The organism is Ignavibacteriales bacterium (genome assembly GCA_026390595.1).
Classification (GTDB): domain Bacteria; phylum Bacteroidota; class Ignavibacteria; order UBA10030; family UBA10030; genus UBA9647.
The window spans coordinates 199,897-212,373 of record JAPLFQ010000025.1; the positions used below are offsets into that span (position 1 = coordinate 199,897).

Sequence of the window (12,477 nt, forward strand, 5' to 3'; positions counted from 1 at the left end):
GTAGCGACTCAATAAGTCATGCATTTCTCTCATAGAATACTGGCAGGATTGTTCGCAGCCCTCACGCTTCTCGCGTGCTCGAAGGATTCCACGCCCTCCGGCCCCGGTCTGACGCTGACAGACAAGGACCATCTCGCACAAGGCTGGCAGCAGTTCGAGGCGCAGCGGTATGACTCGGCTGCGTCGAGTTTCACGAGCGCGTATGCCGCGGCCTCGACACCAGCGATCCGGGGTGAGGCTCTCGAAGGAAGAGGTTGGTCTTCGATGTACAAGCGAGATCTGCCGAATGCGAAAAGCGATTTCTTTGCGGCAATAGCGACATCAGGCATTGCGGCAAACGTCCTGAACGACGCCCGCGTGGGGTTGTCGTTCACACTCTATGCCCTCAACATGTTTCCCGATGCGGTCCTCTACGCGAACTCCGCATTGACGGAGAATCCCGCGTACGGGTTCTTACACGATGGAAAAGTAACAACCCGGCGTCTCAGGTTGTTGCTCGTTCAAAGCTACTACGCTAACGGTCAATTTGTTCCGGCCGCCGCTCAACTCGACATCGTTGACGCGGCTCGGGCGCCGCATTCAGCAGACCCTGCCATCCTTCTCGGAAACATCACTGCCGCGTTGAATTCACTGTAGGACGGTTGATGACATCTCGCAGCGGTCCGGACTGGATCGCGGCGTTGATAGTCGCACCATTCTTTGGTATATTGTCTCAAGCACCGATTATTGTGAGGAGAGAGAATTGGCACCAGAAAATCAAGAATCAAGCTGGGTACCTACAAATCCGCTTTATGACCCGGCCAAACCCATGCAGGTCGGGGGACAGGCCGTCATCGAGGGGGTCATGATGCGGGCGTCCGGTTCCGTGGCGACGGCCGTGCGCCGTTTGAACGGAGCAATTGTCGTCAGGCAGGAGCCTTATATGTCTGTGGTGGAGAAGTACAAGATCCTCAGGCTGCCGGTTCTCCGGGGAGCAGTTGGACTCGTGGACATGATGTACCTGGGCATTAAAACCCTGAATTTTTCAGCCGAGATCGCCATGGCGGATCTTGAGCCGGACAATGGAATACAGAACAAGAACGGCCGGAAAAAGAAGAGCCAATCGTCACTTGCGCTCGCCGCTACCCTGGTGTTCGCGCTCGCTCTTGGCATCGGAATCTTTTTCATCCTTCCAATTGTCATCACGACAAAAGTGTTTCACTTCGAGCAGAGCGCATTGGAATTCAACCTGGTCGCTGGCCTCATTCGGATCAGCATCCTGTTGGCGTACCTGTCGGCAATAGCGCTTTCGAAGGAGATACAGCGGTTGTTCCAATTCCATGGCGCAGAGCATAAGACGGTTTTTGCTTTCGAGCTCTCCGATACGCTTGTGCCGCCAGTTGTCGCCGGGCGCAGCCGGTTCCATCCCCGCTGCGGAACGAGCTTTCTTTTGATTGTCATGTTCGTCGCGATTCTCACGTTTAGTCTTCTCGATGCAGTACTTATCCAGATCCTTGGAAGCCTGACGATCGTGACGCGTCTCCTCACGCATCTCCCGTTCATTCCGGTGGTCGGCGGTATCTCGTATGAGGTGATTAAGTTCTCCGCGAAACACACAGCCACGTGGTGGGGAAAACTCCTGATTGCTCCCGGTCTCTGGTTGCAGCGTGTCACCACACGGGAACCGGACGAATCGCAGGTTGAAGTTGCCATTGTTGCCCTGAAGTGCGCCCTGGGGCTCGACGATCCCGCGAAGTACCCTCTTCATGAACGGTCAGAGGCTGAGAGCGTCCCGGCGGCATCGGCCAACTAATTCCTCAAATAAAAACCAAAGGGTCATCGAACCCCTCTGATTAAGTATGTTTGATAAGCTCGAGAAAATTGTAGAAAGAGTGCAGGAGATCCAGCAGCTTCTATCTGATCCGGCGATTGCCGCAGACCAGAAACGTTTTCGCGACCTGGGGCGGGAACTCCGTACGCTGGAACCGATCGTTGCCTCCTATCAACGATATAAAAAGGCAAGCAACGACTACAAGGGGAGCAAGGAATTGCTCGAGTCTGCCGGTGATCCCGAGATGAAGGCGCTTGCACAGGAAGAATACGATACGCTGAAAGTGCAGGTCGCCGTTCTTGAAGAAGAGCTGAAGCTCCTCCTTGTTCCGCAGGATCCGAACGACACGAAGAACTTCATCATGGAGATTCGAGCGGGAACCGGGGGCGAGGAGGCCGCACTCTTTGCTTCTGATTTGTACCGGATGTACACCCGCTACGCGGAACGCAAGCGCTGGAAAGTCGAGCTGATGGACTGGAACGAGACCGGGAAGGGGGGCTTTAAGGAAGTTGTGTTCGCCGTGTCCGGCGAAAACGCCTTCGGTCAGATGAAATTTGAAAACGGCGTTCATCGCGTGCAGCGCGTGCCCGAGACAGAGGCACAGGGCAGAGTTCACACCTCGGCAGCATCGGTGGTCGTGATGCCTGAAGTCGAAGAGGTTGAAGTCGAAATCAACCCGGCTGACCTGGACTTCGACACCTATCGGTCGGGGGGAAAAGGGGGGCAGAACGTCAACAAGGTGGAGACGGCGGTGCGTATCACACACAGGCCTTCCGGGATTATCGTGGCCTGCCAGCAGGAGCGCTCGCAGTTCCAGAATCGCGAACGGGCGATGAAGATGCTTCGGGCCAAGCTGTATGAATCCAAGGTGAACGAGCAGAACGCATCTGTTGCCGCGACGAGGAAGTCGATAGTCAAAAGCGGCGATCGAAGCGACAAGATCCGGACGTACAACTTTCCCCAAAACCGGATTACGGACCACCGGATTGGTCTGACACTCTACAATCTAGCCGGCGTGATTGACGGTGATCTGGATGAGATGATTGAGAGATTGCGCGTGGCAGACAGAGCGGAAAAACTCCAGTCAGAGGTCTGATCGGGTATCGCTACTTCCGTGCACCGACCTTTCGTACTCTGCCAAAAAAAACCTTTAACAATTCTTCGCTTTCCCTGTCACAAACTCCGGAAATGACGTGTACCGTGTGGTTCAGGCGCTTGTCGTGCACGATGTTGTACAAGGTGCCGCAGGCCCCTGCTTTTGGGTCGAAGGTGGCAAATACAAGCGTAGGAATTCTCGACAGGACGATTGCTCCCGCGCACATTGAGCAGGGTTCGAGTGTAACGTAGAGAACGCAATCTTCGAGCCGACGAGACTCGAGATGGTTTGTGGCGGCGGTGATCGCGATCATTTCTGCATGGGCCGTCGGATCCTGTAACCGCTCGATCTGGTTGTGCCCGCGGCCGATGATCTTCCCCTTCTGCACGACAACCGCACCGACGGGTACCTCATCCTCCTCGTATGCCCACTCAGCTTCGCGAAGGGCCTGTTTCATCCATTGATCGTGCTGGGTCATCCTGTTTGCGTGGTGTAATAAGGCCGCCGACGGGAGAATCAACAGTCTCGATTCCCTGGGCATGGGCAAACTCGCGCAGTGTCGCTGAAATCCGTTCCGCGCTCTCTTTGATTTGCGTAAGGATGTCGAGAGACTCGGGTGTGCCTTCTCCTTTGCGCAGCGCGCGTTGAACATAGAGAAGGATGACAGTGAGGGGGTTGTTGATCTGGTGCTGCAGTGTGCGGATCAGTTGATGGGCGGTTTCCAGCTGCACACCCTTCAGCTCCAGCTCCTTTTCCCTCTCCAGCCGTATCTTCTCCTGTTCGTTCAACTTGTTGCGGTACTCGATGACTTTAACGAGGACGACGGCGAGAAGCCACATCCAGATGAGCGCATCGAATCGTTCAAAAATGCCCCTCACCTTAAAATGGGATTGTTTCACGTCGCGGTAGAAGTTCATCGTCGTGACGAAGAAGTACGCATAGATGATGTAGCCAGAGAGCACCGCGGGATGCCTGATGAAAAAATCCCTTGCGGGCTTCAAGACCGTCATGAATTGCTGTCTGATCTGCTCAATCATCGAGGTAAGTTCTTTTCTGTCTTCCAATTTCGACTAATGTGCACAAAAAAAAGAGTGGAATCAACGAATGATCGTTCCACGGAATGAACGCCATTCTGAATCCGGGTCCGAACAGATGGAAAGCCTCCAATTCACGTCAACGTGATTCTCAACCGCATCCCCGCACAGTACTGCGACTAACTGTGTACCAACCCTTTGTTGTGGTTGTGGAAATCGTTTCCTAACCTTACATTTGAGTCCCGCAATGCGGGAAATCAATTCATTGGAATCGACTATGACGAAGAAAAAGCAGAAGATATCGATACTGGATGTTGTGACGGAGCAGTTCGAAATTGTGCGCGGACACCCGCTTCCGCTCGGGCCCACATCCGTCCGGGGAGGCGTGAATTTTTCGCTCTTCTCCCGACACGCCACCGACGTGAGCCTCGTGCTGTTTGCCCAGGGGCAGGCGGAGCCGCTGGCGGAGTTTCCACTCGATCCCCGATACAACAAGACCGGGGATATTTGGCATGCGTGCATCCGGGGTCTCGACCCGGGAGTCGAATACGGATTCAGGGTTGAAATGTCCGGCAATCCCGCTCTTCACCTCCACAGGTTCGATGCCGACAAAATCCTGGTCGATCCGTATTCCCGCTCGCTGAGCGGAGGAGAAATCTGGGGCCGCGGACGGACAGACCGTCGCGCTTCCTGGCTCAGACGTTCTTGCGTCATCGATCCTGAATTCGATTGGAAGTACGATCAGCCTCTCAACAGGCACCTGGCTGATTCTATTATCTACGAGCTCCATGTCCGCGGTTTCACGCGCCATCCGTCATCCGGTGTCAGCCATCCGGGAACATTCCATGGCCTTTCGGAGAAGATACCCTACCTGAGGGACCTGGGGGTGACCGCTGTGGAGCTAATGCCCGTGAACGATTTTCTGGAGACTGATTGCCTGGTACGCAACCCGGCCACAGGAGAGCAGCTGTTGAACTTCTGGGGTTATCACCCCATCAGCTTCTTCGCATTGAAAGCTTCGTACGCTTCAAATCCCTCCCTCGGTGCCGAGGTCCGTGAATTCAAATCGATGGTCAAAGACTTCCATGATGCCGGTATAGAAGTGATCCTTGATATGGTCTTCAACCACACGGGTGAAGGGGATGAACAGGGGGCAACGATATCCTTCCGCGGACTCGACAACCCGATCTATTACATCGTCGATCCGAATACAGGCGGGTACCTCAATTTCTCTGGGTGCGGTAACACCATGAACTGCAATCATCCGGTCGTGAGGGATCTAATACTCGGTTCCCTACGCTACTGGGTGACAGAGATGCACGTTGACGGTTTCCGATTTGATCTGGCATCCATTCTTGGGCGAGGAACAGACGGCAGCGTGCTCGCGAATCCGCCGCTGCTCGAACGGATCGCCGCTGATCCGGTTCTGGCCAACGTGAAGCTCATTGCCGAAGCATGGGATGCCGCCGGTCTTTATCAGGTGGGGAGTTTCCCGAGTTGGGGGCGTTGGGCTGAGTGGAATGCGCGCTTTCGCGACGATGTCCGGCAATTCTGGAAAGGGGAACCTGACAAAGTGCGCTCGCTTGCGACGAGGTTCTGCGGGAGTGCTGACCTGTATCGCGGGAGCGGCAGGGCGCCGTTCCACAGCGTCAATTTCATTACGAGCCATGACGGATTCACGCTGGCCGATCTCGTGTCATACAACGAGAAACATAACGAGGCGAACGGGGAACAGAACCGCGACGGACTCAATGGGAATGACAGTTGGAACTGCGGGGAGGAGGGACCTACTGCGGATCCGTCGATCCAGAAGCTCCGCAATCGACAGATCAAGAACCTGGCCGCGACGCTCCTTCTCTCCCAGGGCGTCCCGATGATTTTGGCAGGAGATGAAATCGGGCGGACGCAGAGTGGAAACAACAACGCCTATTGCCAGGACAATGAAACCAGCTGGCTTGACTGGGTTGCTGCAGAAAACAACAAAGATCTGCTGAGGTTCTTCAAGTGCCTCATCGCGTTCCGGCTCAGTCACACGTTGTTCCGTCAGCGAAAATTCATTGGGCAAGGGTCTGAAATTCCAAGGATCATATGGCATGGCACCGAACCATACAGCCCGGATTGGTCGTGGCACTCGAAGTCGATTGCAGTGGAACTCCAGTTCGACGGGCAGGATGACGACCTGTATTTCGTGTTCAACGCTTTCTCAGACGAACTGACCTTCCGTCTTCCGCCACCCGCGGGCGTGAGGCAATGGCGTCGATTCCTCGATACATCTCTCACCAGTCCCCACGATTTCGCGGATCCGGGCGACAAAGAAGCGACGATTGTGCAGGACGCTTACGTGGTCTCATCCCGCACAGTGATTGGGTTGCGTCTGCACTAAAAAGGTTTGTGCCGCAAGCGGGGGAGCGAAGATCGATTCCCCTGAACGGCAGAAAAACAAGAAGGCCCGGAATCGTTACTTGATTTCGGGCCTTCCACTGTAATTTAGCTTCTTCAGATCAAACCAAACTCCCGGTCGCTGCGCTAACGTTCATACCAGGAGAGAATCTCATAGCTACCTGTCGTTGGATAGAAAGGTGGATTTCGATTCATCATCCGATCGTCATACCTGTAGCTTTTTGAGAAGCCGGAGTTCACGACGCCACCAGAGAGCGTGCCGACTGCGGCGCGCTGTTTCTGTGAGATTCCTCCAAGCAAGTTGATTCTTCCCCGAATATCACCGTTGTTGTACTGCTCGACGCCCAATCCCCCTTTCAGAGAAAAAAGAGCTCCCTGAATTGTGACGTCGTTGGCGTTGTTGGCGTTGTTCGTGATGACGATGCTGTCTTCAGCACACAGACCGAGCAGATCCGGCGGGTTAGGGTGGTCCAACGGGTTTCGGCAATAGGCAACGCTGCTATCAAGATACATTTTCCCCTTACCCGCTTTTCCCCCCGATTGAACTGAAAGCGTCAACTGGCCTTTGAACTTCCCCTTGATGCGGACATTTCCGCTGTCGATCAGGAGAGCACCGTTTGGGCAGTAGGTGCTTATGAGCACTCTTGTGGCTGCCGCTGCTCCGATCTTGATTGTCATATATCCGGTGCTCGCGCTATCGAAGGCGATAGTCACATCCGAACCATGGATGTACTTCCCTCCGCTGATGGCTGCATTCTTCAATGGGGCGAAATCCGTCGGCATTGGAATGTCGATGCCTGACTGATATCCGTTGTGGAACTCGGGCGTTGTGGTTGCCGGGCTTTTCGTCATCCCCAGCTTGTTCGTCACTTTGCCCCAGAAGACCGGATTAGCTATAGGCGGCGTGCCTCCATTGACAGTCATCTTGTCCTGGGTGTGGAACGGTCCGAAGATGGTGTCCTTGCCCGCCCAGTTGATTGCTCCCTCGATCTGACTGTAATATGCGAACTTCGAGAAATTGCTCTGTCCCCATACGATGCTGACGGTGTCGAGATATCCTTTGTAGTTGCTCGCAGCCGTCAACCGTATTCTTCCGAGCGAGTCCTCTGTCTTCGTCCAGAGATTCACGGTGCCGCCGCCAAAAGCGAGGCCTGTCCATTTTGGGAAGGCATTCGGCACGCGGTAGATGACATTGCATCCCATATTGGCGACACCCGCGGCGATATTGTGCGACGCGGCCCTGGTGTAGTAATTGACAACATTATTGTAGGCATCAGAGGAAACAGCTGAAAGGTTGAACCCTTTCAGCAAGAGGGCCATACTGAACCCCATAACCATGATCAATGACGATCGTCCCATCTGTGGTTCCTCTCTCCTTATCTGCTTTTTAGATTCCTGGCCGCCAGGCGAAGCTGTCGCCAGAACACCTGAAAGTCCTGGACGCTATCGGTCCCTCCCGCGGAAGCTCGCCACTGTTCGGAGAACTTGTACGGGCTCTGGCAGGCGATCGAGATTTGGATTTCGTAGATCTCGTCAGGGCTTGACACCGGAGCCGTCATTTCCGTGCGGTTCAATCTGAAATACCTCAATCTGAACTGCGTCACGCCGAGATTCCATCCCTTTGGCGTCCCATTGTTGACGACGCGATAGATAAGCCGGTCATTAGGATTCGGCGTTTGATTGACGATGTTGTCATTGGTACCGCCGATGTACCAGCGAATTGAGTCCTTGTTCCCGGCATTGTTTACATCCGTCCAGAACGTGATATCGGATGTATCTGCTCTTCTGAATGAATCTGATGACTTTGGGATCTTCGTCCAATCCCTGCAATATCCTATCTGGCGAAAATCATGCTCGATCCAGCCGACGAGGGTTGTGATATTTTGCTGAAGAATGACGCTGCCGTTGTACACCGTCGTGGATTCGTTCGCCTGAGCGTTCAGTCTGAGCGCGATCAGAAGAAGCACCCCGGCCATGACAGCGGACGTTATGATGTCGAGAATAGTACTTGTGCCCATAGGATCACCTGAACCACCAGTAACTGTATATGTATGACATGATTACTGTATCGGGTTTCGCTTTGCCGGACGCTGTGGTCTCTCCCCACGGCACGATTGTAGGCCACACCTTCACAATCATTTTCTTGTGCCAGGTTCGCGTGTTGAGCTTGAAATCGGGAGCCGTCGTGTCTACGTAGAATACCTCGGCTTTTATATGGAAGGAATCGACTCCAGCGACATACATGACATATGGTGTATTGTACCAGGAGTTATAATCATCGAAATCATCGAAACCCTTGTTTACATCCGTGTAGTTGTCGTCGGCTTCTTTGCCGAGCAAGGTTGGGTCGGTAAGCTGTGCCAGGGCTGTAATGACCATGCCGCTAGCTACCGTATCGCTCGCGCTGTAATGGTCGAACGCCTTTCCGGCCGCTTCTTCAATGATGGATTCCGCGAGCGAAACGGAGTAGATATCGATTTCAGTCTGGTTGATGATCGTGCCGTATTGCAACGAAGTACGATTCGTCAGCAGTACCGTAAAGCTAAGGAGTACCAAGGCTCCCATAGTGAGGATCGTTTGACCCGTGCCCACAGTATCGTCCTTCCTCTAATTCACATTGGTTGTTCAAAATGAGGGACACTTTCCCTCACGGGATCTTCCGCTCGCTGGGGTATGATACCATATTTTGGAAGTCATGTCAAATGACGCGTATCACAGGGCCTTTGAGCGTGTTCCCCAGGTGCCGGAGGATGATGATTTCAAGACCCGCAGGGCGACAAATCACATACGCAGTGATTCAATCTGCGTGCCACACAGCATTTGAATCGAGGAGAGGTTTCTACGGGGGTTTTTGGTCCGGCCGAAGTGGAGATTCTACATTTTACAGGCCAAGATGAGAAAGTGTCTCAAGTTGTGCAGGAATATCTGTCGCATTGAAGGTCGGGTAGGGGTGCCGCAGGAAAGTCCTTTATCACCAAGGGGGGCTATTTGAGGACGAGCATCCTCTTCGTCAGGAACACGTTGTTTGTCTCCAGGCGGTAGTAGTATACGCCGCTTGGCACATGAGAAGCGTTCCACTGGACGATGTGGGTGCCCGGCTGCTGCTTGTCGCTGACGATGGTCGCGATCTCCCTGCCCAAGACATCGAACACTTTCAGCGCCACGGAGCTGACGGCTGACAGCTGATAGCTGATCGCTGTTGTTGGATTAAACGGATTCGGGTAGTTCTGAAACAGGAGACACCCCTCCGGTAACGCGTCCCCGTGCCCAATAGCGGAAATCGTTGAGAAGAACTTCAGGATGTTCGCAAACACCTGGGTGCGAATACTCTCAGGATACATCGTTTCAAACGGAAACCCGAAAGCGACGAGCCGGCCTTCCTTCATGCCTGAAGGGAACATCCCCTGGAAAGAGACTGCGCTGAAGCCGAACGATGTGTCCAGGCCGGCATACTTCGCGCACCCTACAGAGCCGGAGAATGGCCTGATGACATCCGGCCACGTAACATCGAACGTCCCATGCGTCCCGTCATCGAAGGAGATGATTCCCACGTCCGCCAGGACGGTCCCGGTCAGGCCTTCAGCCTGATAGGTTGAGGAAGATGATCCGTTGGGGGCATCTGCGGCGTATTTCATTTTCAGATAGTTGTTGAAAAAGTCTTTGTCTGTGACACTCCCTTTCGCGTCGAGGTCCCACGCGATCTCGCAGCCAGAAACGAAAAGTCTTCCCCCGTTTTGCAGGTATGTCTTTACCTTCGCCTGTTCCGCTGCGCTGAATGTTTCATCCGCCGTGCTTTCGTCTCCCAGAATGTAGTCGACGATCGTGTAATCTCCGAGGGAGAACAATCCGTCGGCAATGGCATCATTTGTCGCCGAGGCGATTGGCGTCTTGTTTGCCATGAACGCCCCCGCGTGCTGCCTGATGAAATCGCGCGTGTTGTTGGATGAGGCTCGGTCGAATCCGTTGACAACCAGCGTTTGCGGCTGGGTCGAAGATGGAACCCCCGCAAGAACCTCAGAGAATGCCGATGCGCCGATAAGGTTCACGGCCTTGATCTTGATGAAGTAGAGGGAGTCCTTCTGCAGATTCGATACGACGATGTTCCCCGAAGCGAATGTGAGAGAGTCTGGAAAGGTCGTCCCGTTTTTTCCAGTGACGACAACGTACTGCGCTGCAGATGAGTCCGGCTTGATGACGAGGCGCAGGGATGTCCCTGATTCCGGCCTTATCCCCAAAGATTTCGGCACCGCCGGAATTGAGTTATCCTTGAGATAACTTGTTTGGGACATCGGGCTGGTCTCATTGCTCAGGATCTTGTACATCGTTGCGTTCGTCAGGATCTGCCCGCTCGTCATCACGACGCTGTCGACCAGCATCTCGTTGTTGATCAGGCGTATGCCATGGCTGTAATCCACGTAGGAGTTGATGTGGCCGCTGTAGGCCGGCTGGATGGGGACCCCATTCAGTTGATGCCAACCGTAGATCACAACGTGATTCGCGCTTGCCGGATCAGTGATCTTATTGCTGAGGACAACATCTTTCTTTGTGCCGCCGACAATCGAACCAAGTGGTTTGCCAGTTGCAGTCCGCTGGACTTCAATCGCACTGTTGTGCTCGACGAATTTCGAAACGAGTTCATTTTGGTTCCCGACAGGTGTGTACGTGACAGGTGCGAGTTTCACATCGGCCTTGAGGTAGATGTCGTCAACGATCTTCGGCGTCGGCATGGTTGCCCCGAATAGGTTGGCCAGCTTCTGAGCGGTGATCGGTCCCATCGGGATTCGACAGAAATCTTCGTTTGAGCCGATGCAGAGATAGTCAGGCATGACCCCGTAGATCACGGAATGTGCGACACCGCTGGCATCCGTGAAAGAGGACTGAAGTTTCCTGAGATAGCGCATGAAATCGGGAATGTTCCCCTTTGAAATCTCCTTGTAGATTTCTGATTCACGCTGATCGAACGTCATGGAATTGACCGAGGTCATGAATTGCGAGCCGGTCATGGAGCCCGTCGGCCGGGCCGGGATCTGCACGAGTTTCGGGAGTGCCTTGCCGGTTTGCACGAACTGCGAGTAAGCCCTCGGTCCGTAGTATACGTATCCCTGCTCCTCGTGAGGCGTGCCGGAGAGAACCGTTTGCATGAACCCATTCAGCTCGACCTGCACTGTGTGCAGGATTGCGCGTGCTGGGTTCTGTTTCAGGATGATGGAAATGCGGCCGTTGAGCGCACGGCAGGTGATAAACGTGTCGCTCACTGTCGTCGTGACAGAATAGAATCCCGAGAGGTAAGCAGCCATCATCCGGGTTCTGTACCACGTCCCTCCCGTCGCGCTCACGAACGGTTGGCCGTTCAATAGGGCTATGCTGTCATTATACGCGAGGACGCTGAGGAAATGCTCCGGTGAGGCATCCAGCCACTGCCGGAGCTTCGCGCCGTACGAGTTATCATAGTTGTAGTCGCTGTCGAGGAAGGCGATCCGTCGGACCTCGTTCGGTATCGAGGTTACGCTGTTCATGTAACCAAAGGTAAAACTTCCTCCTCCGCTATGGCTGGAGAGAACGACATAGGGGTGATACGAGGCAAACAGCGTCATCATCGAATCGACGAGTCCTTTGATCATGGCGGCATTGTTGGCGTATTGGTTTCTCCAGGTCGACCAAGCAAGTGAACCCGCGGATGCGTTTGCCTCGAGATAAATGGTAACGATGTTGGTGTCCTTGACCGCCTTCCGCAGAAACCGGCTCTGCGCCCCGATATGTTGAATATCGAAGTGCCAGTCATCGCCCGGCAGCAGCTGCTTCCCGACAGTCTGCTCAATAGTGTTGCCGTTGGGGAGAGCGAAGAAGATCAGGGCTGTCGGTTTCGACGGATCGAACGAATCGGGGGCCGGGGCGTTGATGTGTATCCGCACCTCAGGATAGTATTTGAAGGTGGTGACTTGCTCGCTAAAATAGGGACTGATCGAGAAGCCGGGAATGAGGGTTGTTGCGCGTTGCCTCCCAACCAAAAGTGAGAGCGGCGTGAGGAGCGCGAACGAGACAAAAAGAAGGAATCGTTGTGTCATAGGTGAACCCCGGGATCGTGAGGCTGCAAAAGAGAACGGTGCTGCGTATGTCACAGTATAAAGCTATTCTCA

At 54.1% G+C, this 12,477-nt stretch carries 10 protein-coding genes; 4 read left to right on the forward strand and 6 right to left on the reverse strand.

Annotated elements, in window-relative coordinates:
* Positions 1–18: 18 nt before the first annotated feature.
* The 3 genes from NTU47_14735 to prfA all read left to right on the forward strand — a co-directional run bounded on the left by NTU47_14735 (position 19) and on the right by prfA (position 2,906).
* Positions 19–636 carry a hypothetical protein gene (locus NTU47_14735; protein MCX6135067.1) on the forward strand — a complete coding sequence of 206 codons (618 nt, stop codon included), beginning with the start codon at positions 19–21 and terminating at the stop codon, positions 634–636.
* A 106-nt stretch (positions 637–742) separates the two neighbouring features.
* Positions 743–1,792 (forward strand): DUF1385 domain-containing protein, encoded by a 1,050-nt coding sequence (locus NTU47_14740; GenBank protein ID MCX6135068.1) that lies wholly within the window; start codon positions 743–745, stop codon positions 1,790–1,792.
* A gap of 46 nt (positions 1,793–1,838) precedes the next feature.
* Positions 1,839–2,906 (forward strand): peptide chain release factor 1, encoded by a 1,068-nt coding sequence (gene prfA / locus NTU47_14745; protein MCX6135069.1) that lies wholly within the window; start codon positions 1,839–1,841, stop codon positions 2,904–2,906.
* Between the two features lie 10 nt (positions 2,907–2,916).
* Here prfA and NTU47_14750 read toward each other — a convergent pair whose 3' ends face one another.
* Positions 2,917–3,363 (reverse strand): nucleoside deaminase, encoded by a 447-nt coding sequence (locus tag NTU47_14750; GenBank protein MCX6135070.1) that lies wholly within the window; start codon positions 3,361–3,363, stop codon positions 2,917–2,919.
* Positions 3,338–3,943 carry a hypothetical protein gene (locus NTU47_14755; protein ID MCX6135071.1) on the reverse strand — a complete coding sequence of 202 codons (606 nt, stop codon included), beginning with the start codon at positions 3,941–3,943 and terminating at the stop codon, positions 3,338–3,340. The genes NTU47_14750 and NTU47_14755 overlap by 26 nt, the downstream gene beginning before the upstream one ends.
* A 274-nt stretch (positions 3,944–4,217) precedes the next feature.
* Between NTU47_14755 and glgX the strand changes: the two genes are divergently transcribed.
* A complete protein-coding gene (glgX, locus tag NTU47_14760) occupies positions 4,218–6,323 on the forward strand; it encodes a glycogen debranching protein GlgX (protein MCX6135072.1) in 2,106 nt (701 codons plus the stop codon).
* A 143-nt stretch (positions 6,324–6,466) separates the two neighbouring features.
* On the opposite strand, the gene NTU47_14765 is transcribed toward glgX, so the two are convergent.
* The 4 genes from NTU47_14765 to NTU47_14780 all read right to left on the reverse strand — a co-directional run bounded on the left by NTU47_14765 (position 6,467) and on the right by NTU47_14780 (position 12,405).
* On the reverse strand, positions 6,467–7,699 hold the full coding sequence (locus NTU47_14765) for a hypothetical protein (GenBank protein MCX6135073.1): 1,233 nt from the start codon (positions 7,697–7,699) through the stop codon (positions 6,467–6,469).
* Between the two features lie 17 nt (positions 7,700–7,716).
* Entirely contained in the window at positions 7,717–8,358 is a 642-nt protein-coding gene (locus NTU47_14770) for a hypothetical protein (GenBank protein MCX6135074.1), read from the reverse strand.
* Positions 8,359–8,362: 4 nt separating this feature from the next.
* On the reverse strand, positions 8,363–8,932 hold the full coding sequence (locus NTU47_14775; protein MCX6135075.1) for a hypothetical protein: 570 nt from the start codon (positions 8,930–8,932) through the stop codon (positions 8,363–8,365).
* 392 nt (positions 8,933–9,324) lie between these two features.
* Positions 9,325–12,405 carry a T9SS type A sorting domain-containing protein gene (locus NTU47_14780; protein MCX6135076.1) on the reverse strand — a complete coding sequence of 1,027 codons (3,081 nt, stop codon included), beginning with the start codon at positions 12,403–12,405 and terminating at the stop codon, positions 9,325–9,327.
* Positions 12,406–12,477 lie beyond the last annotated feature (72 nt).